Annotated in this window: 17 protein-coding genes; 8 read left to right on the plus strand and 9 right to left on the minus strand. The window is 71.5% G+C overall.

The genetic code is table 11. The features are described from left to right. Positions 1-52: 52 nt before the first annotated feature. Together ACZ561_RS02630 and ACZ561_RS02635 are read left to right on the plus strand one after the other, a co-directional pair. A complete protein-coding gene (locus ACZ561_RS02630; protein ID WP_470988714.1) occupies positions 53-697 on the plus strand; it encodes a TetR/AcrR family transcriptional regulator in 645 nt (214 codons plus the stop codon). 575 nt (positions 698-1,272) lie between these two features. After that, positions 1,273-5,112, plus strand: a complete 3,840-nt coding sequence (locus ACZ561_RS02635; protein ID WP_470990033.1) for a Pls/PosA family non-ribosomal peptide synthetase — start codon at positions 1,273-1,275, stop codon at positions 5,110-5,112. A gap of 46 nt (positions 5,113-5,158) precedes the next feature. On the opposite strand, the gene ACZ561_RS02640 is transcribed toward ACZ561_RS02635, so the two are convergent. The 4 genes from ACZ561_RS02640 to katG all read right to left on the minus strand — a co-directional run bounded on the left by ACZ561_RS02640 (position 5,159) and on the right by katG (position 11,189). Then, entirely contained in the window at positions 5,159-6,700 is a 1,542-nt protein-coding gene (locus ACZ561_RS02640; protein WP_470988717.1) for a hypothetical protein, read from the minus strand. After that, positions 6,697-8,688: a hypothetical protein gene (locus ACZ561_RS02645; RefSeq protein WP_470988720.1), complete on the minus strand. Its 1,992-nt coding sequence runs from the start codon at positions 8,686-8,688 to the stop codon at positions 6,697-6,699. Before ACZ561_RS02645 ends, ACZ561_RS02640 begins: the two co-directional genes overlap by 4 nt. Positions 8,689-8,752: 64 nt before the next feature. Next, positions 8,753-8,899 (minus strand): hypothetical protein, encoded by a 147-nt coding sequence (locus tag ACZ561_RS02650; RefSeq protein ID WP_470988723.1) that lies wholly within the window; start codon positions 8,897-8,899, stop codon positions 8,753-8,755. 100 nt (positions 8,900-8,999) lie between these two features. Continuing rightward, positions 9,000-11,189 carry a catalase/peroxidase HPI gene (gene katG / locus ACZ561_RS02655; protein ID WP_470988726.1) on the minus strand — a complete coding sequence of 730 codons (2,190 nt, stop codon included), beginning with the start codon at positions 11,187-11,189 and terminating at the stop codon, positions 9,000-9,002. 245 nt (positions 11,190-11,434) lie between these two features. On the opposite strand from katG, the gene ACZ561_RS02660 reads away from it, so the two are divergent. Further along, a complete protein-coding gene (locus ACZ561_RS02660; RefSeq protein WP_470988728.1) occupies positions 11,435-11,860 on the plus strand; it encodes a Fur family transcriptional regulator in 426 nt (141 codons plus the stop codon). Positions 11,861-11,875: 15 nt separating this feature from the next. Here ACZ561_RS02660 and ACZ561_RS02665 read toward each other — a convergent pair whose 3' ends face one another. Further along, positions 11,876-13,462, minus strand: a complete 1,587-nt coding sequence (locus ACZ561_RS02665) for a DUF4139 domain-containing protein (RefSeq protein WP_470988731.1) — start codon at positions 13,460-13,462, stop codon at positions 11,876-11,878. Positions 13,463-13,470: 8 nt separating this feature from the next. Continuing rightward, positions 13,471-15,633, minus strand: coding sequence for a DUF4139 domain-containing protein (locus ACZ561_RS02670; protein ID WP_470988734.1), 2,163 nt, complete (start codon positions 15,631-15,633; stop codon positions 13,471-13,473). Positions 15,634-15,858: 225 nt separating this feature from the next. Between ACZ561_RS02670 and ACZ561_RS02675 the strand changes: the two genes are divergently transcribed. Next, positions 15,859-17,337 (plus strand): glutamate-cysteine ligase family protein, encoded by a 1,479-nt coding sequence (locus ACZ561_RS02675; protein ID WP_470988737.1) that lies wholly within the window; start codon positions 15,859-15,861, stop codon positions 17,335-17,337. 69 nt (positions 17,338-17,406) lie between these two features. Beyond that, a complete protein-coding gene (locus tag ACZ561_RS02680) occupies positions 17,407-18,720 on the plus strand; it encodes an MFS transporter (RefSeq protein ID WP_470988740.1) in 1,314 nt (437 codons plus the stop codon). Positions 18,721-18,722: 2 nt separating this feature from the next. Here the strand turns inward: ACZ561_RS02680 and ACZ561_RS02685 are convergent, their stop codons facing one another. Both ACZ561_RS02685 and thpR read right to left on the minus strand, forming a co-directional pair. Then, positions 18,723-19,238, minus strand: a complete 516-nt coding sequence (locus tag ACZ561_RS02685; protein ID WP_470988743.1) for a hypothetical protein — start codon at positions 19,236-19,238, stop codon at positions 18,723-18,725. An 84-nt stretch (positions 19,239-19,322) separates the two neighbouring features. Then, positions 19,323-19,907 (minus strand): RNA 2',3'-cyclic phosphodiesterase, encoded by a 585-nt coding sequence (gene thpR / locus ACZ561_RS02690; RefSeq protein ID WP_470988745.1) that lies wholly within the window; start codon positions 19,905-19,907, stop codon positions 19,323-19,325. 169 nt (positions 19,908-20,076) lie between these two features. Here thpR and ACZ561_RS02695 point away from each other — a divergent pair, with 169 nt between their 5' ends. The 3 genes from ACZ561_RS02695 (at position 20,077) to ACZ561_RS02705 (ending at position 23,016) form a co-directional block, all read left to right on the plus strand. Further along, complete coding sequence (locus ACZ561_RS02695; protein ID WP_470988748.1) at positions 20,077-20,751, plus strand: LamG domain-containing protein; 675 nt, start codon at positions 20,077-20,079, stop codon at positions 20,749-20,751. A gap of 201 nt (positions 20,752-20,952) precedes the next feature. Then, positions 20,953-21,810, plus strand: a complete 858-nt coding sequence (locus ACZ561_RS02700) for an SDR family NAD(P)-dependent oxidoreductase (protein ID WP_470990036.1) — start codon at positions 20,953-20,955, stop codon at positions 21,808-21,810. 33 nt (positions 21,811-21,843) lie between these two features. Beyond that, positions 21,844-23,016 (plus strand): FAD-dependent oxidoreductase, encoded by a 1,173-nt coding sequence (locus ACZ561_RS02705; protein ID WP_470988750.1) that lies wholly within the window; start codon positions 21,844-21,846, stop codon positions 23,014-23,016. 164 nt (positions 23,017-23,180) lie between these two features. Here the strand turns inward: ACZ561_RS02705 and ACZ561_RS02710 are convergent, their stop codons facing one another. After that, entirely contained in the window at positions 23,181-24,098 is a 918-nt protein-coding gene (locus tag ACZ561_RS02710) for a S1 family peptidase (protein WP_470988753.1), read from the minus strand. Positions 24,099-24,550: the final 452 nt, after the last annotated feature.

Here is a 24,550-nt window from a genome sequence, read left to right on the forward strand (position 1 = left end):
ACAATGAGGCAGGGGACTGACGCACGTCAAGCCCGACGAGAGGACTCACGTGATGGGCGTACGCAAGGAGAAGGCCGCCGAGACCGAGGCGGCGCTGAAGGACGCGGCCCGGCGGCTGTTCGCCGAGCGCGGCTATCTCGACACGAAGATCACCGACATCACCCGCGAGGCAGGGCGCGCCACCGGCTCCTTCTACGCCCACTTCGCGGACAAGAACGCCCTGCTCCAAGCCCTGATGCAGGATCTGAACGCACAGGCCGACACCGAGATCGGCGCGGGCGGCCATCCGGTCGACCACGATCTGACGGACCCCGACCAGCTGCGCGCCCATCTCGCCGTCACCTGGCGGGTCGTGCGCGACCACCTGCCGGTGGTCGTGGCCCTGATGCAGACCACCTTCGCCGGCCCGCCCGGCGAGGGCCGCGCATGGGCGAGTCTGGCCGAGGAGACGGCGACCCTCCGCGAGCACCTGGAGTGGCTCCGCGGGCGAGGCCACCAGCTTCCGGGCGACCCGGCGCTGGTCGCCGCGGCCATGGGGGCGATGGTCTCGATGCTCGGGTTCGCGGTCATCACGGCACGAGAGGACGGCCCGCAGGCAACCGACGAGGAGGTCGTCGACACCCTTACCGCCCTGCTGCTGCACGGCCTGGCGGGACCCGCGTCGGGCGCGAACCGACCACGCCGCGCACCCCGGTGAGACTCACGGGCCCGCCGTCGAGGACACGCGCCGTACCCCGTAGGCGGGGAGAAGCGGCCGGCCCGGGCATCGCCGGGAATGGGCAGTGGCTCTTCTGGGGACAACCTGAGGTCAGGTTCACGCAAACGATGCACCTGCCCAGGACGCGCGTGGGCTGAGGGGCGTCCCCAGTCACACCACCCGACGGGACATGCCCCGCCACCTCCGCGCGCACAGGATGCGGACCCGCAAGGCGTGTGTTCGTATGGGGCCGTTGGACCTGAGAGGGACTGCGGCGCCGCAGTGCCCGCGCGGCTGGGGGCCGTCCCGCTCGGTGCAGCGCCGCCCCATGGCCCTTTCCGCCCGTGAGTCCCGCATCCTCCCCGCGCCCGCCGCGTGTGTTCGCAGAGCGCATCGAGCCCCCGTAAGGAATCCGGATGACCGACTCGCCTCAGGAGCCGGCTTGGACTCACCGGGAACATCCGCGGCCCGGCCCGGGCGGACGGCCATCTCAACCTGCCAACGGGTACGGCAAGGAGGGCTCCCCGGAGCGCGAGCGAAACTGGCTGGGCGCGGTCTGGGCCGCCGCGCCGGCCATGCCCCCGCGCACCCTGCTCGACATCCTGGAGGCGTCCGTTCGGGGGTACCCCGACGCACCCGCGCTCGACGCAGACGGCCTGGTCCTCAGCTATCGCGAGCTGTGGGACCGGGCCGGCCTGCTGGCACGTGACCTCGCTGTGCTCGGTGTCGGCGTGGGGGACCGGGTCGGAGTCCAGGTGCCGTCCGGAACCGTGGACCTCTACACCGCCGTGCTCACGGTGCTCCGCGCGGGCGCGTCCTATGTCCCTGTGGACGCTGAGGACCCGGACCGGCGTGCCGCGGTCGTCTGGGCCGACGCGGAGGTCTGCGTCGTCATCGGCGAAAGCGGGACCGTCCGTCCGGTCCCCGGCCGCGTGCCGTGCGGCCAGGCGGGTCAGCCGCGGCCGGCCGACGACGCCTGGGTCATTTTCACCTCCGGTACCTCGGGCCGCCCCAAGGGCGTGGCCGTGACGCACCGCTCGGCTGCTGCCTTTGTGGACGCGGAGGCACAGCTGTTCCTCCGGCACCGACCGCTGGGACCGGGGGACCGGGTGCTGGCCGGGCTGTCCGTCGCCTTCGATGCCTCCTGCGAGGAGATGTGGCTCGCATGGCGCCACGGCGCCTGTCTGGTTCCGGCACCGCGCTCGCTGGTCAGAGCCGGTGCCGATCTGGGGCCGTGGCTGCTGGAGCGCGGTGTCACTGTCGTCTCCACCGTTCCGACCCTGGCCGCCCTGTGGCCGGCCGAATGCCTCACGAGAGTGCGGCTGCTCGTCCTGGGCGGAGAGGCGTGCCCCGCCGAACTGGTCGACCGGCTCGCCGCTCCACAGCGCGAGCTGTGGAACACCTACGGTCCCACGGAGACCACCGTGGTGGCCTGCGCCGCCCGGCTGGTCCCCGGTGAGCCCGTGCGCATCGGCGCACCGTTGGCGGGCTGCGAACTGGCCGTCGTGGGCCCGGACAACCAGCCCGTGGCCTCGGGCGAGATCGGAGAGCTCGTGATTGGCGGGGTCGGGACAGCCCGTTACCTGGATCCTGCCAAGGACGCCGAGAAGTTCCAGCCGCACCCTTTTCTGTGCAGCCTCCGCGCCTATCGCAGCGGCGACCTGGTTCGCGCCGACCCTCTGGGACTGGTGTACGTGGGGAGGGCGGACGAGCAGGTGAAGCTGTCCGGCCGCCGTGTGGAACTCGGCGAGATCGATGCCGCGCTCCAGTCGCTGCCCGGGGTATGTGCCGCCGCGGCCGCCATACGGGCCACTCGGGCGGGCGGCCAGGTCCTGGTTGGATACGTGGTCCTGCAGGGGGACGGCCGCCGGCACTTCGATACCGCTGCCGCCAGGGTCCTGCTGCTCGCCCGGCTGCCCCAGCCGCTGGTCCCCCTGCTGGCTGTCGTCGACGGTCTTCCCACCGGCACGTCCGGCAAGGTCGACCGTGACGCCCTGCCCTGGCCGCTGCTTGAGCGGCATGCCACGTCAACAGGCACCGCTCCGGGGGCGGCCCCAGGGCCGACCGGCACCGCAGGATGGCTGGCCGACCGCTGGGAGAGCCTGCTCGGACTCCGCCCCGAGGAGGAGAGCGAGTTCTTCGCTCTCGGCGGCACCAGCCTGTCCGTCGCGCAGCTGGTGTCGACACTGCGCGAACGCGTCCCCGGGGTTTCCGTCACCGATGTCTACCAGTGTCCCCGGCTGCAGGACCTCGCCGCACGGCTGGATGAACTGGAGGCCGGCGGCGAGGTCGGGCGCACGATCCTGCCCACCCCCCGCTGGACCGGCGCGGTGCAGCTCGTGGTGGTGACCGTGCTGTGCGCTGTCGTCGGGATACGGCTGCTGGTCGTACTGGCCGTGCTGGACAATCTCCTCGGTCCGCGGCCCTGGGTCCCACGGAGCTCATGGTGGCTGATCGCTGCGGGCTGGCTGGCTCTGTTCAGCGCCCCCGGCCGCGTCGTGATCGGGGCGGCCGTCGGCCGATTGCTCACCGCCGGGTTCCGACCCGGTACGCACCCCCGTGGCGGCTCGGTGCACCTGCGGTTGTGGGCGGCTGAACGAATGGGGACCGTACTCGGTATGGCCTCACTGCTCGGCACTCACTGGGCTGCCCGCTACGCCAAGGCGTTGGGCTGCGCGGTGGGGCAGAGCGTGGATCTGCACGCCATGCCGCCGGTGACCGGGATGGCCCGTTTCGGCTCCGGATGTGTTCTGGAGCCCGAGGTGGACGCGGCCGGCTGGTGGCTGGACGGCGATGTGCTCCATCTGGGCCGGGTCGAGATCGGGGACGGCGCCCGAGTGGGCGCCCGCAGCATGCTGATGCCCGGTGCCAAGGTGGGCAGCGGAGCGGATGTCGCACCCGGCAGCTGTGTGGATGGCGAAGTACCTGCGGATGAGCGGTGGTACGGCTCACCGGCACGGCGGATATCCGCTGCCCCGCGCGCGGGCCACGACTGGCCGCAGCCGGTCCGGCGACGCTCGCGGCGCTGGGAACTGGCCTACAGTGCGGCCTTGTCGGCCCTGGGGCTGCTGCCCCTGGCGGCCTCCCTACCGGCGCTGCTGGTCCTGAACCGTCTCGTGGGCGACGAACCTGGCCTCGGCGCCGTCATGCTCGACCTGCTGCTGCTGACCCCGCTGCTCGTCCTGCTGGCGATGGGCTGCTATGCGACGCTGACCGTCGTGCTGGTGCGGCTCGCGGGCCGAGTTCTGACTCCCGGGTACCATCCCACGTGTGGCAGGGTCACCTGGTGCGCCTGGTTGGTCTCACGGCTCATGGGTATGGCCCGGACCTCGCTCTTCCCTTTCTACGCGGGCCTGCTGACGCCGTTGTGGCTGCGACTGCTCGGGGCCAGGGTCGGGCGGCAGGCGGAGGTCTCCACCGTGCTGGGGCTGCCGGGACTGATGCGGGTAGGCGACCAGGCGTTCCTTGCCGATAACACCCTGGTGGCGCCGTTCGAGCTGCGTGGCGGCTGGCTCCGGCTCGACTCTTCCTGCGTCGGGCGGCGTGCTTTCGTCGGCAACTCCGGGATCGTGAGACCGGGCCGGGAGCTTCCCCAAGACGCCCTGGTCGGGGTGCTCTCGGACGTCCCCGCGCATGCCGAACCCGGATCGTCCTGGCTGGGCAGACCAGGCTTCTCATGGCCCCGGGTACGGGAGAAAGGGGATCCTGGTCGGACCTGGGCCCCGCCGCGGAGACTGGTGCTCGCCCGGGCAGCCGTGGAGGCGTGCCGGCTTGTACCGATCATGGGTACGGCCTTCATCGGCAGCCTGGCCGCAGTAGCACTCCAGGTGCTCGCCGTACGCTACGGGCTGCTGGTGGCCGCGGCCCTGGCGGGAGTGGTGCTGCTGTGCGCGGGCATACTCGCCTGTCTGGCCACCACTGCTGCGAAATGGCTTGTGGTGGGGCGGTTCAGGACAGGCCGCCACCCACTGTGGAGTTCCTTCGTCTGGCGGAACGAGCTCTATGACACCTTTGTCGAGGAACTGGCCATGCCCTGGCTCGGCCGGCTGCTGCTCGGTACGCCGTTCCTCAACCTGTGGCTGCGCTCGCTCGGCGCCCGGATCGGCCGCGGCGTGTGGTGCGAGACCCACTGGCTGCCCGAGACCGACCTGGTCCGTATCGGGGACGGAGCCTCGGTCAACCGCGGTTGCGTGGTGCAGACGCACGTCTTCCACGACCGGGTGTTGCAGCTGGACCAGATCCGACTGGACGCGGGAGCCACGCTGGGGCCGCACTCCATCGCGCTGCCCGGTGCCTCGCTGGCGGCCGGCACGGTGGTGGGGCCCGCGTCCCTGGTGATGCGCGGGGAGCGAGTACCGGCCAGGACGCGGTGGTTGGGGAACCCGATCGCTCCGAGCACGCCGGCGAGTTCTTGACCGAGATCCGCGAGATCTACGCGACGTTCGTGGTGCGTCAGGTGCGTCAGGTGCGGCTCGCGGTGCAGTCCGCCGGGGTGGGGCGGCCCGTCGGCCAGGCGAGGCCGACGAACCGGATGCGGCCCGGTGCGTCGGGGGCGAGTTCCACCACGGAGACCGCCTTGTTGTACGGGTTGCCGTAGTTGTCCAGGCAGATCCAGCCGCTCGCGCCGTCGACCTTGCCCATGCCGTGCAGCCGCAGCCATGAGTCGCTGATGCGGCCGAGCGTGGGGATGACGGGGTCGCCGTCGTCGCGCATCCGGATGGCGGTGATCGCGGTGAGACCGGCGTCGTAGAACGTGATGGTCCGCGAGTCGGTGAGTTCCACCGGGCCGATGTTTCCGACCTCTTTGCTGGTGGCGAGTTCGGCCAGGGTGCGGAAGGCGGCGGCGGAGCCTCCCGTGGCGGGCGCCTTGCGGTCGGTCCACGCCTCGGGGTGGGCGACGGCGGCGTACTGGAGGGTCACGCCCTTGCGGAAGGCGTCCCAGTCGAGCAGCTTGTCGGAGGAGAGGGTGGAGGCGCCGGAGCCGGTGATGACGGTGTACTTCTTCTCGGCGCAGCCCCGGTTGCCCAGTTCGTTGACGAACTGCCGCAGCTGGACGGGGCGTCCGGCGAAGTAGATGACCTTGGCCGCCGAGGTGCAGATCGTGTCGACCATCTGGTCGAAGGCGTTGGCGGTGGTGCCTTCCTCGTGGAACTCCTCGGGCGCGCGGAACTGCTCGGGCGCGCGGGGCGATCCGAGGGTCCGTTCGGCGAAGGCCCGCTTGAGCGCGTCGACGTAGTTGTCGCCGGTGCGGATGTCCTCGACGACCAGGGTGTGCTTGGGATCGATGCCCTTGTTGAAGTGGGACAGGGCCTTGGCCTGGTCGGTGGTCGTGGGCACGACCCGCGCGAGGCCCGGGTACGCGTCGGGGCGTTCGGCGCTGTTGCCGGAGTCGTCGGCGGTGATGGGGCCGCCGACGACGGGGATGCCGCGCTCTCGGGTGAGGTAGGCGATGGCGGCCTGGGTGGTGGCGGTGGAGACGTCGAAGCCGATCACGGCCCGGAGGTTGTCGGTCGTGGACTCCGACATGGTGCCGAGCTGTTCGGCGACGGGTCGCCAATGTGTATGACTGCGACCGGGGTTGGCGAGCAGGAGCCGTATCGCGGGCTTCTTGCTGTTGGAGTCGTGGTTGGCGCGGTGCTGGGCGAGGTACGCGCCCTGCACCTCGTGGAGCGTCTTCTGCTGCTCGAAGGTCTGCGCCGGTGCCATCGGCAGCATCACGGCGACGGACACGTGCGGTTCGCCCTTGATCCGCTCGTTCTCCGCCTTGATCCGTGCGCTGACCTCCTTGAGGTTGTCCGCGAAGACGAAACTGCCGTCGGTGACGCCCGTGCATTCCCGGGAGCCTTCGGGGCCCCGTTCCTCGATGCCCTTTCCGCAGGCCGGATCCGGTCCGAGGACGACGATGCCGGCCCACACGGCGGCGCCGAGCAGGGCCAGGGCGAGGACGAGAGCGGCCGCCTTGGTGAGAGGTCCGCCGGGGAGTCTCGAGATGAACGACGTCATGACGCGGCACCTTCCTGAACGGGCAGGTCGGGAGCCTGTGCTCCGGCCCGCAGACGGGCCGGCCAGGCGGCGGACGCCTCGCGGTAGGCGGCGTGCGCGGCCTTGTTGCCGTACAGGGTCTCCAGCGCGATGCGGACGGTGGTGAGCTCGTCCTCGCGCGGGGCGAGGGTGAGCGGGTCGGACAGCCGCCACAGCAGGGGCACCAGGGAGGCGACGGCATCGTGGTGCGGGCCGGGGGCGTCGCTGCCGCAGGCCGTGCACGACAGGGTGGGGCTCCCGGCCGGGGGCTCGTAGCCCTCGCGGGGATGCGGTGCGGCGCAGATCAGGTTGAGCGAGGTCAGCCATGCGCCGGGCGGGGCGACGGTGAACCGGTGGTGCAGGACGCTGACCACCTCCTCGATCCGGCCCAGGGCGAGCGTGTGGTGCAGATAGGTGTCACTGCGCGGGTCGCACAGGGAGCGCAGCCGCAGGTGGGTGTCGCGCCAGCGCTCGTGGGTGACGGTGGCGGTGAGGCGGTGCCGCAGCAGCAGATCGAGGGCGCGGTCGCCGTCGAGGCAGGAGCGGGTCCGGTAGTCGTCGGCCTCGCGGACGCGGACGGCGACCATCTCCTCGGAGTGGTCCTCGGGATGGGAGAAGGTCCACAGTCCGCGACGGGTGCCCGCGTCGGCCGCGGCGGACAGCAGCACCAGGCGCTCCCGCATCACCGGATCGGGCAGCAGCTTGGCGAGGAGCGCGGGTGCGGCCTCGTCGAGGAGTTCCCCGCCGCGTATCGTGCCCACGTCCTCGACACGGCGCACGGCCGCGTCCGCCAGGATCCGGGCGCTCGCCGCCCGGCCGCCGCTGTAGCGGGCGACGACGCGGGGCAGGTGGTCGGGGTAGTCGACGAGGCTGAGCATCTCCGCGATGTGGGCAGGTTCGATGTCGGGGACGCTCAGCACCAGGGGCCGCGCCTGCGGTACGGCGTCGCCGCCGACCTCGCCCAGCGGCGGGTACCCGTGGCCCCTGCCGAGCAGGGTGGCGAGGGCGACGGGCCGCGTCGGGGCCTTCCCCGTCGTGTCGCCGCCGTGTCCGGCGTCGAGGAGGTCGAGGAACGCGCGTCCGACGTCGGTGTGGGCATTGTCGAGGAGCAGGAGCGGTCGGGGCTTCTTGTTGAGCCTGCGCAGTGTGCCGTAGTTGGCGTCGATGTCGTCGAGGAGGGCGGCGACGAGGTGTTCCTCGGCGGCGCGTCTGCGGTCGTCGAGCCTGCGGAAGCCGCGGACGAACTGGAAGAGCCGCTGCAGCGAGTCGCCCTGGTAGCCCTGGGAGCGATGCAGCCGGCCGCCCCACCAGGCGAGCGCGCCCTTGTCCGGTTCGCTCTTGACGAGCTGCGCCCGGGCGGCGTCGAGGACGATCCCGGCGATGGTGTCCAGGCCGGGGACGGCGGACAGCACCAGCGGGAGGTTGTCCGTGACGAGGTCGAACCAGCGGCCGAGGCTCTCCCTGCGGCGGCGTACGTCGGGGTCCTCGGCGGTGATGAGCGTACGCAGATCCGCTTCCGCCCGACGCAGGTCGGGCGGTCGCACATCGTTCTCGCCGCTGTTCAGCGGGCGCCAGGCGGTGACGACGAGGAGCCCCAGCGACAGCCGAGGGAAGGCCATCGGTCTGCCGAAGTGCCGTACTTCCAGACCGAGTTTGTACGCGAGGAGATAGAGCAGGTGCGTGATGCGGGAGGCGTTGGGGACGTCGTCGTCGCCGTCCGCGATGCCGGGCTCACCGAATCCCGGAGCCCCGAGGTCGACCCGGGCGAGCGGCACCCGGCCGTTGTACGCGTCATGGACGGCGCCCAGCAGGGCGGTCTTGCCGCTTCCCCGTCCGCCGACGATCCGGACGACCGGCGCGCCCTTGGGATAGGCGAAGGGGACCAGGTACCCGTCCTTGTGATGCAGCCCCACCAGTCGCGGGACGAACCCCTCCTGCAGAGCCTGCTGACCGTACAGTCTCCCGCCCATGGCGCTCGCGCCTCCCCCTGTCACTTGCGCATCAAGAGATCAACTCGGCGTGCACAGAAGGAACTTACCTGACAGGCGCCTGCTCGGCAGCGGGGTTGTGGACCATCAGTGCACCCCGGCAGGCCGTCGCCCCGAGAGCGTCCTCCGCGAAGTCGACCATGACGGCGGTCTCGCCGAAGCGGAGAGGCGCTCTGGCCGCGTCCTCGGTCATGGGGTGCGGGGTGCGGGCTTGTCCTCCGACGCAGAGAGCTGCGCCCGGTCCCGGGCTGAGGCCCGGTCGGCCGCCGGAACGGCCGACCGGGACACCGGAGTCAGGACAGGTCGAACCGATCGAGGTTCATCACCTTGTCCCACGCCGCCACGAAGTCACGCACGAGCTTCTCTCCCGCGTCCTCCGAGGCGTACACCTCCGCGATGGCTCGGAGCTGAGAGTTCGAACCGAAGACGAGATCGACGGCGGTGGCGGTCCACTTGACGTCGCCCGTGGCGCGATTCCGGCCTTCGAACACGTTCTCCGTCGCGGTCGACGCCTTCCACTCGGTGTCCATGTCGAGCAGGTTCACGAAGAAGTCGGTGGTCAGCGTCTCCGGCCGGTCGGTGAACACGCCGTGCCGGGACTGCTTGAAGCCGGTGTTCAGGGCTCGCATCCCGCCGATCAGAACCGTCATCTCGGGCGCGGTCAGCGTCAGCAGGTTGGCGCGGTCCAGCAGGAGCGTCTCCGGCGGCAGCTTCTCTCCCGCCCGGAGGTAGTTGCGAAACGCGTCCGCCCTCGGTTCGAGCACGGCGAACGCCTCCACGTCGGTCTGCTCCTGCGAGGCATCCGTACGCCCCGGCGAGAACGGGACCGTGATGGCATGCCCGGCGTTCTTCGCGGCCTGCTCGACGGCCGCGCAGCCGCCCAGGACGATCAGGTCGGCGAGCGAGACCTTCACTCCGCCGGCCTGGGAGTCGTTGAACGCCTGCCGGATCTGATCGAGGGTCCGCACGACGTCGGCCACCTCGGGCAGATCGTTGACCTCCCAGTCCTTCTGCGGAGCAAGCCGGATCCGTGCCCCGTTGGCCCCGCCGCGCTTGTCGGTGCCACGGAAGCTCGCCGCCGACGCCCAGGCGGCGGTGACCAGCTGGGAGACGGACAGGTCCGAGGCGAGGATCCTCCTCTTGAGATCGGCGATCTCCGCGTCCCCGACCAGCGGGTGATCGACCGCGGGGACCGGGTCCTGCCACAGCTGCGGCTCGGGAATCCACGGGCCGAGATAGCGCGAGACGGGCCCCATGTCACGGTGCAGCAGCTTGTACCACGCCTTGGCGAACGCCTCCGCGAGCCGCTCCGGGTTCTCGTGGAAGCTCTTGGAGATCGGACCGTAGACGGGATCCAGCTTCAGCGAGAGGTCCGTCGTCAGCATCATGGGAGCGTGCCGCTTCGACGGATCATGGGCATCGGGCACCGTGCCCTGGGCCGAGGGATCCGTGGGAGTCCACTGGTGCGCGCCCGCCGGGCTCGTCGTCAGCTCCCACTCGTACCGGAAGAGATTGTCCAGGTACCCGTTGTCCCACTTCGTCGGCTCCGAGGTCCATGCGCCCTCGAGACCGCTGGTGAGCGTGTCGACCCCCTTGCCGCTTCCGTACGCGTTGTGCCAGCCGATGGCCTGTTGCTCGATCGGAGCGGCCTCGGGCTCCGGACCGATGTATTCGGGATCGACCGCGCCATGGCACTTGCCGAACGTGTGGCCGCCGACGATGAGCGCGACCGTCTCCTCGTCGTTCATGGCCATACGCGCGAACGTCTCGCGAATGTCCCGGGCGGCGGCGATCGGATCCGGATTTCCGTTCGGCCCCTCCGGATTGACGTAGATCAGTCCCATCTGCACGGCACCGAAAGGACCGGACAATTCCCGGTCACCGCTGTAGCGCTCATCTCCCAGCCAGGTGTCCTCGGGTCCCCAGAAGATCTCCTCGGGTTCCCAGATGTCCGGTCGCCCGAAACCGAACCCGAACGTCTTGAACCCCATGGAATCCATGGCGCAGTTGCCGGCGAAAACCAGAAGATCGGCCCAGGAGATCTTCCGTCCGTACTTCTGCTTGACCGGCCAGAGCAGACGGCGGGCCTTGTCGAGGCTCGCGTTGTCCGGCCAGCTGTTGAGCGGGGCGAAACGCTGAGCACCGGAGCCGCCACCGCCCCGGCCGTCCTCGATGCGGTACGTTCCCGCCGCGTGCCAGCTCATCCGGATGAAGAGCGGACCGTAGTGGCCGTAGTCGGCGGGCCACCAGTCCTGCGACGTCGTCATCACCTCCATGACGTCCCGCTTCAGCGCGTCGACGTCCAGGGTCGCGAACTCCGCCGCGTAGTCGAAATCCTCATCCATCGGATTGGACTGGGACGAGTGCTGGTGGAGGACCTGAAGGTCCAGCTGATTCGGCCACCAGTCCCGGTTCGTCTTGGGGCGAGTCTCCGTCGGGGCCGGGGAGGAGATTGCCGGGTTCTCGCTTTCGCTGCCGGACACGTCCGTCCTTCTTCCTGTCGCGGTGTTTCCGTCTGCCGACCGCTCGCTCGTGACGTCGTCTGCTTTTCTGGTTTCGAGCACTGCGACTCGGCGTCCGTATGGTCGCGCACCGCAGACCGCACCGCTAAGAGAACACGCAGGGCACCACCGCGCAACAAGCAGTCGAAGTCCGAAGCCGTCCGGGACCTGGCGCAATTGCCGACGATTCTCACGCCCCGGAATACATCCGAGAAAGGTGAAATCCTATGAGCGACCTGCTGGAGCGGCTGCGCGGTCGTGGCTGGCGGATGACCTCACAGCGGCGTGTCGTCGCGGAGGTCCTCGACGGCGAGCACGTCCACCTCACGGCCGACGAGGTGCACGCCCGCGCGGCGGAGCGGCTGCCCGAGATCTCCCGGGCGACGGTCTACAACACCCTGGGCGAACTGGTCCTGCTCGGTGAGGTCGTGGAGGTCTCCGCCCTCGGACGTGCGAAGCGGTACGACCCGAACGCGCACCAGCCGCACCAGCACCTCGTCTGCGCCGGCTGCGGCACCGTCCGCGACGTCCACCCGACCGGCGACCCCCTCACCGGCCTCCCGGAGGAGGACCGGTTCGGCTTCACGGTGTCCGACGTCGACGTCACCTACCGGGGGCTGTGCCCCTCCTGCGCCTCCGGTCCGCCCCGCTGATCGCGGGGGCGGAGTTCAGATCCCGGCGACCTTGGCGCTCGCCACCAACTCGTAGACCAGGGTGACCGTACGGCGGCCGCCGGGCGGGAGGGCGACGTCCCAGCGGACGATGCCTTCGGCGTCGACCACGTCAGGAGCCGGGGAGCATGCCTCCTTGCGCAGGCGTACCTCCACCGCCGAGACCTCGGAGACCGGGATCCTCTCCCGGAGGACGACCACCCGCTCGCCTCGCTCTCCCGGGGCGGAGAACCGGGACAGGTGCAGCCGGACCGTGCGGGTGACGACCGTACGCTGCGTGATCCCGGTGGAGTCGCGGGACTCCTCGGACGCCCGGACCACCCGGTGGTCGTCACGGCTGCCGAAGGCGAGCTCGACCGGGGCGCCGGGGGTGGTGAAGTCCAGCGTGCCGCGGCCGCTGAATCCGCTGCCGCGGACCAGGTCCACGGGCCCGGCGAGCAGCACATGGCCGGACCGGTTGTCGAACCGAACCACCTGCGTGACCAGCGGAGACACCTCGGGCGAGCAGGCGTACTCGCTGCTCGTGGGCGCGGTGAAGACGGAGAGCGGCACCCGGTGGGCGCGACCGTCCGAGGGCACGGAGACCGCGGCGGGAGCCTTCAGGACCCGTGCCTCGCCACCGTCGTCCACCCCCGGCAGACCGAGCACCGGCACAGGGCCGAGGTCCCCGATCTCCTCCTCGCGCAGCTCGACGTCGACCGTGCGGCGCTCGGCCGCCGTCCGGTCCTTCAGCGTCAGCCGGTCCTCGCCGAGCGACGGCGGTTCGGTGGCCAGCGCCGACCGCGCCGTCGACAACGTCAGCCGTACGTCCGACCAGTCCTCGCCGGTACGCTGCCAGACCATCGCGTCGGTCTCCAGCGTCAGCGAGTCCCCTTCGAGCACGGCCCGATAGGCGGGCCGCCACAGCGCACACGGGACGAGATGACTCAGACGCAGCCCGACCGGCCCCGCGACCGCGGCCTCCACCGTCAGCTCCACATGGCCGAGCAGCTCGGCGGGCTCCTCCTCCGAGACGGTCATGGCCCGCTGCGCCGCCCCGAGTTCGGTGGCGAGCGCGGTCAGCCGGGCCTCCACGGTGCGGAGTCGCTCGCCGTGCGCGTCGCGCTCGGCGTCCACCCGGTCCAATTCGGCGGCCCAGCGCCGACCTTCGGACTCGCCCGACCCGGCGCCCTCGCCGATCTCCCGCAGCAGATCGGCGGCGAGGCGGCCGAGCAGATCGAGCCGGGTGTACAGCCGGTCGCGGCGCTGCATCAGGGCGAAGCGCTCCTCCTCGAGGGCGTGCACGCGGAGGCGTAGGGCGGAGTCCTCGTCGACAGACGGCTGCGGCCCCCTGGGCGTCCAGCTGCGGACGATCCGTACGTCGAGCACGGTCGCGGGGTGATCGGCGGTCAGCTCGGCGTGGAGCGTGCGGTCGACGGCCAGCGCGCTGACCGGCCCGAGACGCAGCCGCTGGACGCCGGCCTCCAGATCGAGCACGACGGAGCGCTCGATGTGAGCCCTGTCCTCCAGACAGGTGACGGCGGTGACGGGGACCGGGACGGTGGTGGGGACGGGCACGGCGGTCGGCTTCGAGTCCGTGGACATGGCGTGTCTCAGCTCCTGCGGTTGCCGCCGACCAGGGCTTTGCCGGCCGGGATACGGATCTCGTAGCCGCCGTCGAGGGCGGTGGTGCCACCGGCGGGCAGGTCCACCCGCCAGACGCGGGTGCCCGGGGCATGGCGCTCGGTCCCGGCTCCGTCGGCGGGTGTCGTCCAGTCCGCCCGTTCCTCGATCCGGATGTCCGGTTCGGAGGCGACCGGAACCCGCTCGCGGACCTCGACGGTGACGGGCCGCGCGAGACCGTTGGCCAGCTCCACATGGAGGCGGTGGTCGAGCACGGTGACGTTGTTGCGCAGGCCCGCGGTCGACTCGTTCACGTGCGTACGACGGGTCACCCGGATGCCCTCGGCCGGCCCGAGCCCCACTCGGCGGACACCGCCGGGGGCGAGCGTGGGCAGCGCGGCGGTCAGCAGGAAGTCGTCGTCGACGGTGACCTCCACCGGCCCCGCCAGCAGAGCCTGGTCGGTGGCGTTGGAGAGCACCAGCGTCGCGTAGACGGTCGGCTCCACGGACGGCACGCAGAGGTACTCGGTGCGCAGACCGACCGGAATCTCCCCGACGGTGACGGTGTGCCAGGTGCCGTCCGACGGAACGTCGGCGCGGGCGGCGGCGTCGAAGCGGTGGTCGAAGGAGCCCGCCGACTCGCGGGGCCGAACGGCATGCCCCGGCAGCGGCAGCGCTGCCACCGCCTCGGCGCGACGGCGATGGTCGGCCGCCACCGCGTCATGGGGCGATGCGGGGAACAGCCGCCCTCGGCGGCCGCCCGGCTCGGCGGGGCCGCTCAGGACGAGAGCGGCGTAGTCCAGCTCGGCGCCGCTCGGCTGCGGAGGACCGGCCGGCGGAGGCGTAGGAGGTGGCGGCGCGGCGGCGCCAGGAGCCGGCGGGGCCATGGCGGCGGGGGCCATGGGGGCCGGGGCGCCCGCGAAGCCGCGGGAACGCGGCATGCCGCCCGGCGGGGCGGGGGCCGGCGGCCGGGAGGGGGAAAGCTGCGGGGGAGCCGGCTGGGCCTGGTCGGCCATCGCGCCCCCGTACGTGTCGGAGGAGGAGCCGTACGCGCTGCCCGGCACCGGGAGCGCCGAGGGCGGCCCGCCGAAGCCCTGTGGCGTCGGTGGCGGTGGAGGCGGTACGGGACCGGACGCGGAGCCGGTCCGGGAGGCCGCCGGTGCGGCGGTCGTGACAGGGCGGGGGCCGGCCGCCTCGTACCCGGCGAACAGGTCGGCGAGGCCTGCCGGGGGCTCGCGCCAGCCGGAAGGCGCGGGGGCGGGCTGACGGCGTCCGATCCGGATCGAGCGGAGCTTCGGCAGGTCGGTGCGGCGCCGAAGGTCGGCGGTGGCCAGGGCGATGCGTACCCCGGTCCAGTCCTCGCCGGTGCGCTGGGCGACCGAGGCGCGCAGCACCAGACGGCCGGTGCCGTCGCCCTGACGATGGGTGAGACGGTACGCAGGCACCCAGACGGCACCCGGCACTCCGTACTCCACCTCCACCTCCACCTCGTCCGTGACACCGGTGCCGTCGAGGGTCAGGACGGCGGAGACCGTGGTCTCCACATGCGCCGGCGGTGCGTCGGTCGAGGCGCGGGCGAGCCTGTCGGCTGCGACGGCGAGTTCGTGCTCGAGCTGGAGCAGTGCCTGCTCCAGCTCGACGAGGCGGCTGTGCAGGCCCGACAGTCGCTCGTCGACGAAGTCGGCGAGTTCCAGCCATGCGTCGACCGGGGTGCGGCGGTGCGGATCCTCGGGCTCGCGGGGCGGCGGCACCGGGCGCAGACTCCGGACCTCCTCGATGAGGCTCAGCTGCCGGTCCCGGCGTCCCCGCGCCGCCGCGTGCGCGTCGCGCAGTCGATCGACCTCGCGCCGCAACTCGTCGCGCGAGCCGGTGCCCGTGCCGGCGTCGGTGTCAGCGTCGGAGTGCGTGCGTGTGTCGGGGCCGAGCGGCTCGGCCTCGACCTCGATCCGGGCCTCGGTGACACGCACCCCGGGGGCGCCCAGGACGCGGGCCCGCAGCGAGCCGGGGTCCAGCGAGCGGGGCAGTCCCGTCACCCGTACCCGGCCGCCCGGGGGCACGCTGCCCCGGGCCAGCCGGAGGCAGAGAGCGCCCTGCGCGTACACCACGACCGCATCGAGGGTCGATCCCCAGTTCTGCGCCGTTCCAGCCGTCATGCGCCCCGCCCCCGCCCCGCCGTGTCCATGCTGAGCGAAGCCTACGCCCGAGCGGTCCGACCGTGTGGCCACTGTGGAAACCCGCAGGTCACGGTCGTACGGGGTGGGACGTGTGCGGTTTCGGTACCGCCCGGCGCCCGCCGTCCGCGGCTTCGGTGGTTGGGCGGCCCACGGAGTGGGACGCTGAAGGTGGGGGTCCGTGCCGACGAGACTCGGGAGGGACCGATGGGACGTGATGTCCCGGCGCTGGAGTTCACCCGTGAAGACCGTCGCCGGTTCCGGAACAAGGTGCACTCGTGCCTCGACGTGTTCGCGACGATGCTGCGTGAGTCGCGGTTCGACTTCGAGCGGCCGCAGGTCGGTCTGGAGCTCGAACTGAACCTCGTGGACGCCGCCGCCGAGCCCGCCATGCGCAGTACGGAAGTCCTGGAGGCGATCGCGGATCCCACCTGGTCGACCGAGCTTGGCCGCTTCAACCTGGAGATCAACATCGAGCCGCGGCGGCTGGTCGCGGGCGGTCCCGACTCCTGGGAGCAGGAGATCCGTGAGGCGCTCAACCACGCCGAGGAGAAGGCCGCGGCGATCGGTGCGCATCTGGTCATGATCGGCATTCTGCCGACGCTGGAGCTGAAGGACGCCGGCCCCGAGTCGCTGTCCGGGGATCCGCGGTACCACCTGCTGAACGAGCAGATCTTCGCCGCACGAGGTGAGGACCTGCTGATCTCGGTGGACGGGGTGGAGAAGCTGCGGACCCATGCGGGGACGATCACGCCGGAGGCGGCGTGCACCAGCACCCAGTTCCACCTCCAGGTCTCGCCGGACGAGTTCGCGGACTACTGGAACGCCGCGCAGGCCGTGGCGGGGGTGCAGGTGGCCCTGGCGGCGAACTCGCCGTTCCTGTTCTCCAAGGAGCTGTGGCGCGAGACGCGCATTCCGCTCTTCGAGCAGGCCACCGACACCCGGCCGGACGAGCTCAAGGTGCAGGGAGTACGGCCGCGGGTCTGGTTCGGCGAGCGATGGATCAACTCCGTCTTCGACCTCTTCGAGGAGAACGCCCGCTACTTCCCGGCACTGCTGCCCCTGTGCGACGACGAGGACCCCGAGGAGACGCTCGCCGAGGGCGGGATCCCCGGACTGTCCGAGCTCACCCTGCACAACGGGACGGTCTACCGCTGGAACCGCCCCGTCTATGCCGTGGTCGACGGCGTGCCGCATCTGCGGGTGGAGAACCGGGTACTGCCCGCGGGCCCCACGGTGGCCGACGTGCTGGCGAACGGTGCCTTCTACTACGGGCTGACCCGGGCCCTGGTCGACGAGGACCGGCCCGTCTGGTCACGGATGTCCTTCTCGGCCGCGGAGGACAACCTCCATGCCGCCGCGCGCCACGGCATCGACGCGCACGTGTACTGGCCCGGGATGGGCGAGGTTCCGGTGACCGAACTGGTGCTGAGGCGACTGCTGCCGCTGGCGGACCGCGGGCTCGAACGGATGGGCATGGAGGCGGCCCGGCGGGAGCCGCTGCTCGGGGTGATCGAGCAGAGGTGCGTCAGCGGCCGTAACGGTGCGGTGTGGCAGTCCGAGATGTTCCACCACATCCACGACATCGACCACGCGGACCGGCACCAGGCGCTGCGGCGGATGACCCTCCAGTACATCGAGTACATGCATCTGAACGCTCCGGCGCACACCTGGCCGGTCGACTGACTCTCCGGGGGCGCGCTGGCGGCGAAAGAGCGAGGCGTACGCAGGGCCGGGTCGGGGCAGGTCGTGATCATGACAGACACGCCTCCGACGAGCCTCGACCCCACCCCCGTGCCCACCGGCCCGCCCCCGTCCCGGCGGCCGTTACGGCAGCTGCTGGCGGCCTCGGTCGGCAACGCGGTCGAGTGGTACGACTGGTACGCGTACACCTTTCTGGCCGCGTACATCGCGAACCAGATCTTCCCCAAGAGCTCCGGGAACTCCCTGGTCCCGCTCCTGTCGACGTTCGCGGTCTTCGCCGTCGGCTTCTTCATGCGCCCGGTCGGCGGCCTCCTCATGGGCGCGGTCGCGGACCGGCGCGGCCGACGGACCGCGCTCACCGCCACCATCCTGCTGATGGGCGGCAGCAGCCTCCTGGTCGGTCTGACCCCGACGTACGCGGCCGCCGGCGTCCTCGCCCCGGTCGTGCTCGTCATCGCCCGTCTGCTGCAAGGACTGTCGGTGGGAGGGGAGTTCGCGGCCTCGACCACCTTCCTCGTCGAGTCGGCCGGACGCGGGAGGCGCGGCCTGCTCTCGTCCTTCCAGTACGTCTCCACCTCCGCCGGACAGCTCGCCGCCTCCGGCATCGCCGCCCTGCTCGTCGGCGTGCTCGGGGAGGACCGGATGAACGGCTGGGGCTGGCGGATTCCCTTCCTGCTCGGCGCGGTGCTCAGCCTCGCCGGCTTCTGGATCCGCAGGGGTGCTGACGAGACCCGGAGCGTCGCGCAGCGCGACGCGCCCCGGCCCGGGCTCTTCGACGCTCTGCGCCACCACCCGCGCGCCTCGCTGCTCATCGGCGGCATCACGGCCGGCGGCACCCTCGCCTACTACACATGGACGTCGTACCTGCCGACATACGCGGAGCTCAACACCGGGATCGACAAGGCGGACGCGCTGCTCGCCGGGACCCTGTCCCTGGCTTTCTTCGCCCTGCTGCAACCGGTCGGCGGGCTGCTCTCCGACCGCTTCGGACGCAAACCGTCCCTGCTCTTCTTCGGGCTCGGATTCGCGGCCCTCGGCGTGCCGTTGCTGCGCGCGCTCGACGGCTCGTTCCTCTCCCTCCTCCTGGTGCAGTGCGCGGGCATGGTGCTGCTGACCGGCTTCACCTCGATCTCGGCGGCCGTGAACGCCGAGATGTTCCCCGCCCGTGTGCGGGCTGCCGGGATCGGCTTTCCGTACTCGCTGACGGTCGCGCTCTTCGGCGGTACGGCACCGTACGTCGGGACGCTCTTCAAGGAGCTGGACCGCCCCGGCTTGTTCCCCTGGTACGTGGCCGTCCTGTGCCTGGTCTCCTCGGCGGTGTATCTCCGTCTGCCGGAGACCGCCCACAAGGAACTCGATCGCTGACGCTATCCGCGTACGGCGGTGAGGTGGTACGTCGTGTCGACCCAGAAGCCGCCGGTCGTGCTGCCCTTGATCTCCAGGACGTACTGTCCTGGCGTCAGGGGGGCGATGCCCGCCCATATCCCCCACGCGAGATGCATCCGCAGGCCCACCCGGAACAGCGGCGCGGTGAACTCCCTCAACGGAAGCGGCACCCCGTTGAGGAAGGCCTTCGCCTCCGCCACGTCCATGGTCAGCGGCTTCCGCGAGTGGTGCTTGGTGTGTTGGGTGTTGAGCACGGGAAAGAAGACGGGGCGCTCGGAAGGCACGTCACACGTCCGCACGACGCGGCCACCGTAGGTTCCGGCCAGAAACCACAGGTCCTCCGGCTGCTGCCAGGCCGCGTGTCGACCGGTCCTGTCGGCGACCGGGCTGACGTCGTCGGGCGCCGACAGCGCCCATTGCCACCAGCGTGCTGCCAGCGCGCCGCCATCCGTGTCGCTGATGTCCCAGGAACCGCTGTTCCGAGCCGTGTCGCTCATACCCCACCCCTTCCCGGGGGCGCACACCCCCGGCTGTCGATCAGGCGAACCCTACCGACGAGGCCGCCTCCCCTCGCGGGGGTGTCACCGACCGCCCGTGAAGTCCCACGCCTCGATGTCCCGGTAGCGGATCGGACCCGGGCCGCGGCCGAAGTTGCTGCCGACCAGGTGCAGGCGTTCGGCGTGCCAGGGGCGGCCGCTGAAGGAGGCGAGTCCGGCGGCGACCTGCCCCACGCCGGCGGGATCGTCGCGGCGGGCCCGCGCCAGCGTCAGATGGGGGCGCAGGGGTCGGTCCTCGAACGCGACACCGCAGTCCCTGACGACGGCGCGGACGTCGGCGGCGAGGAGGTGCAGCCCTTCGAGATCCCCGTCGATCCCGCTCCACAGCACCCGCTCGTCGAAGGACCCGGCGCCGCGCAGCGCCAGCCGCAAGGGCCGACGCGTCTGCGCGAGGTGCGCGAGCGGCTCTCGCAGGAGCGGAATGGTCGCGGTGGACACCTCTCCGAGGAATGCCAGGGTGATGTGCCAGTCCTCGATGCGGTTCCACCGCATGGTCGGGTACGCGTCGTAGGCGGGCCGCAGCGCCTCGGCCAGTTCATCCTTCGCGCCGTCGGGCGGCGCCAGCGCTATGAACACGCGGACGGTCGGGACCTGGATCTTTTCGTTCACAGAGACTTCGTACACCACGGCCCACCGCCGACCGTCACCCCATGGCCGATCACCCCATTGCCTCCCGTGACGACTTCACGACAGTGAGTGAGGGGTTCCGGATATCGGAGGAGTACACGGGCAGATTCCTGAGGGACACACGCACCGTCGCGCACCAGGGGAGCTGCCCATGTCGACACGTCCGCCGGCCGCCGAGCCGGTCTTCACCGCCGACTTCGCCTCTCCGGAGCAATGGACGGCGGGCCGCTCCTGGGCCTATCCCGACGGCGGTCCCGTCAACCCACGGGACAACAAGCTGGACCACCTGGTGGCCGACCCCGCCTACAGCCGCTCGGGCCTCTTCCGGGCGACCCGGCGCCGCGACGGTCTCTGGGACGCGGGGCTCCTGACGACGGAGGGAAGCCCCGAGGGCTTCGAGGTCCGCGCCGGTGACGTCCTGGAGGCGCGGGTGCGGCTCCCGGAGGGGAACGGCGCCTGGCCGGCGATCTGGACCTGGCGGGACGGCGGCCAGGAGATCGACGTCTTCGAGTACCACCCCGACAACCCGGATCTCCTGGAGCTGTCGAACCGGGTCCGCGGCGGATACCACTACCACCGTGACCCCGCTGTCCGGCCCGGCGGCTGGGTTCGGCTGCGTACCGAGTTCGGTGCGCGCTCGGTGGTGTGGTGGGTCGACGACATCGAGGTCTTCTCGGACGGACGGGGCGTCGGACCGTCCTGGCACGCCTATCTGATCGTCAACCTCTCCGTCTGCGCCGGCCGCTACCACCCTGCGCCCGACCCCGAGGCGACGGAACTGTCCTACGAGGTGCGGGACTTGCGCGTCTACCGATCGGCGTCGTGAGAGGCGACCCGAGAAGCGGCAACCGACGCCTGCCGACGGCGACTTCGCCGGCTTCGTCGTGAAGACGGAGACCTCCCCACTGCCCGAGACGGTGCCCTCGGTCGTCGGCCACGCCTCAGGGTGCCCATGGGTGTGTCGTGGCTGGTGGTGGCAACACCAGGACCAGCTCCCGCTCCCCACGGCACCTTCGCCCCACCCAGGATGGTCGTCATGAAACCACCTACCGCACCCACTGTTCTGATCACCGGCGCGACCCAGGGGCTGGGGCGCGGGATCGCGCTGGAGCTCGCCGGACAGGGCTACACCGTCCTGCTCCACGGCAGGGATTCCGGTCGGCTCGAGGCGGCGGCGGAAGAGGTCCGGGCCGCGGCGCCGCAGGCCACCGTCCGGAGCTATCTCGCCGACCTCGGCGACCTCGACCAGGTCCGCGCGATGGCCGACCGGATTCGTACGGCCGAGCCACGGCTCGACGCGTTGGTGAACAACGCGGTCGCCGGGGGCGGCGCCGAGCCGCTCCGCCGGGAGGTCAGCGCACAAGGGCACGAACTGCGTTTCGCCGTCAACCACTTGGCGCCGTACGCGCTGACCCGGGCGCTCCTCCCCCTGCTCACCGCCTCGGCCCCGGCCCGTGTCGTCAACGTCGCCTCGATCGGGCAGGAGCGCATCGACTTCGACGATGTCATGTTCGAGGAGGGGTACGAAGGGCTGCGGGCCTACTGTCGCAGCAAGCTGGCGATGATCAAGGCGACCTTCGAGCTGGCGGCCGAGCTCGAAGGCACCGGAGTCACCGTCAACACCCTCCATCCCGCGCATCTGATGGACACCCGCGGAGTGCGCGAGTACGGCCTCACGCCGGTGACCGGGATCGAGGAGGGGGTGCGGCCGACCGTACGACTTGTCACCGATCCCGAGTTGGCGCACACCACCGGCCGCTACTTCGACCGGTTCACGGACGCCCGCGCCCACGAACAGGCCTACGACACGGACGCCCGCAAGCGGCTCATGGCCCTGACGGACGCGCTCGTCGGCGGCGGCTTCGCGGGCCCGAATACGGAGTGATGCGCCGCACCGGTCCCGGCTACAGTGCCGGACATGGGGGTCGACACGGATGTGGCGGTCGTGGGGGCGGGGCCGGTCGGGCTGAGCGCTGCCCTGCTGCTTGCCCGGGCGGGGCTCGGGGTGGTGGTGCTCGAACGCCGTCCCGGTCCGGTCACGGAGTCCCGGGCGACGGATCTGCACGCGCGGACCCTTGAGGCCCTGAGCCCGAGCGGCCTGGCCGATGCGCTGCATCCACTGGGCCGTCGCGTGGACACGGTGGAGATGTGGGCGCAGGGGCGCAGGCTCGGTGGCTTCGACCTGTCAGGGCTGCCTTCCCCGTACCCGTACATCCTGACCGTCCCGCAGTGCGCGACGGAGGGACTGCTCGCCGCGGGGGCCGAGCGCGCGGGTGTCCGTGTCCACCGCTCGGTGCCCGTCCGGTCGATCGACGAGGACGCCGACAGCGTGACCGTACGGTCCGACGCCCTCGACCCGCTGCGCGCCAGCTGGGTGGTGGCTGCCGACGGTGCGTCGAGCACACTGCGCGCCCTCGCCGGTACGGCGTTTCGCGGCCGGACCTATGCCGGCCTGTGGCAGCTCGCCGACCTGCGGGTCGAGGAGCCCTCGCTGGACCCGACGCGCGTCCACATGGTCGGCGGGCCGCGCGGGCTTCTCGTGGTGCTCCCGATGCATCTCGACGGCTGGGCCCGCGTGGTGCTGCACCGGCCGCACGGCCTCGCGCCGGGAGACGACGACGGCCCGGCGGGGCTCGCCGCCGAGGCGTCCGCCCGGGGATGGACGGCGACCGTCCGCGAATGCCGCTGGACGAGCACCTTCCGCACCCAACGGCGCCTCGCCGCGCACCACACGAACCGGCGGGTGCTGCTGATCGGCGACGCCGCCCATGTGTGCAGTCCGATCGGCGGGCAAGGACTCAACCTCGGCCTGCGGGACGCCGTCTCCCTCGCCGCCGTTCTGCCCGACGCGACCGCCCACGGCGGCCGCTCGGCGGCCGACGCGCTCACGGCCTGGCACCGCGCACGCCGCGCCGACGCCCTGCGCGTGCTCGCCCGTACCGACCTTGCCACGCGCGCGTGGACACTGCGCTCGACACCCGCCCGAGCTGTCCGGGACACGGCCCTGCGTGGCATCCTCGCCACCCCGGCCGGCCGGCATCTGCTCGCCGAGGCTGTCGCCGGGCCGCGCCCGCCCCGACCGCGCGCCTGAACCGTCTTACGTTCCCGGTGCCGGCCCCGGGTACTTCGGTCGGACGGGGACCGACGCGCGTACGTCAGCGGTGAGGCCGGCAGCCCCCGAGGGGACCGCCGGCCGACGTGCTGAGTGGGAGACCTGCGGAGTCCGCCGACTCCGCGGATCCCACGCCCTCCGATCTAGAAGACGCTTACTCCGTACGCGCTCAGGGCCTCCGTCACCGGCTGGAAGAACGTGGTGCCGCCGCTGGAGCAGTTGCCGCTGCCGCCGGAGGTCAGGCCGAGCGCGGTGGTGCCGGAGAAGAGCGCGCCGCCGCTGTCACCCGGCTCGGCGCAGACGTTGGTCTGGATCAGGCCGTAGACGATGTCGCCACCGCCGTAGTTGACGGTCGCGTTGAGACCGGTGACCGTACCGCTGTGCAGACCTGTGGTGCTGCCGCTGCGCTGCACCGACTGGCCCACGGAGGCGTTGCCGGCGCCGGTGATGTCGCGGTAGCTGCCGTTGTAGAGGTAGACCCGGCCGTCCGCCGCAGAGGGATTGGAGTGGCGGATGATGCCGTAGTCGTTGGTTGGGAAGCTGGTGCCGGCGCGGGTGCCGAGCACCGTGGTGTTGGCCGAGTTGGTGTACCAGGTGCTGCCGATGTTGGTGCAGTGACCGGCTGTCAGGGCGTAGTAGGTCGAGCCGCTGCGGACGTTGAAGCCGAGCGAGCAGCGCCCGCCGCCGGCGTAGATGGCCTGGCCGCCTGCGATGAGCTTGTTGAACGTGCCGGGAGTCCGCTTGATCTCCAGGGCGCCGGCGCGGTCACCGGCAGCCTTCTTGATCTTGGCGATCTCGGCGGCGGAGACGGTGGAGTCGGCGGTGAGGACGATCTTCCCGGTCGCCTGGTCGGTGTACCACGCGGTGCCGGGCACGTCGGCTCCGCGTACGGCCTGGTCGGTGACGGCGAGTTGGGCGGTGGTGGCCCGGACGTCCTCGGTCGTGGCCGCGGACGAGGTGGGGACGGCAAGCGCTGAGGCGGCGAGCAGCGCGGAGGCCACGGCGACGAGCCGTGCGCCCTTCGCGACGCCGCCGAGGGGGGACAGGCGCTTGAGGTTCACAGGATCCTCCGGTGGGGGAGTGGGGGGAATCGCTGGGTGGGCGATCCCTTGCGCCGGGCAAGCGGGTCCGGGCCGAAGGGTGCTCCGACATGGACCTGTCAAATCCGACAGGAGGAATCCTCGAATCCGGGTGGCCGTGGCGGCAAGAACGCCTTTCGGCCGATCTACGCGCGTTCATGTGGTCCAACGCCTCGCGGGTGTCGGGTGTGCCCCGATTGGCTGCCGTGGCAGGCGTGACGGAGTCGGCGTGCGCAAACGCTTGCAGCAGTTTGCTGACGATCTTTCAGGAAGGTGCCCTGCAGGTCGGGATGGCTCTGCGGTGACCTGTCAGCGAAGCGGAAGGGGCCGTACCGTTTCGCCAGCTCAACCGCCGGGGTGCCCCCGATCCCGCGCCCCGCACGCCACCGTCGGCGGCGCCCCGGCAGGAGGGCCCCGGCCGTCCGCCGGAGCGG

The sequence above is a fragment of the Streptomyces sp. NPDC039609 genome, from assembly GCF_055596705.1.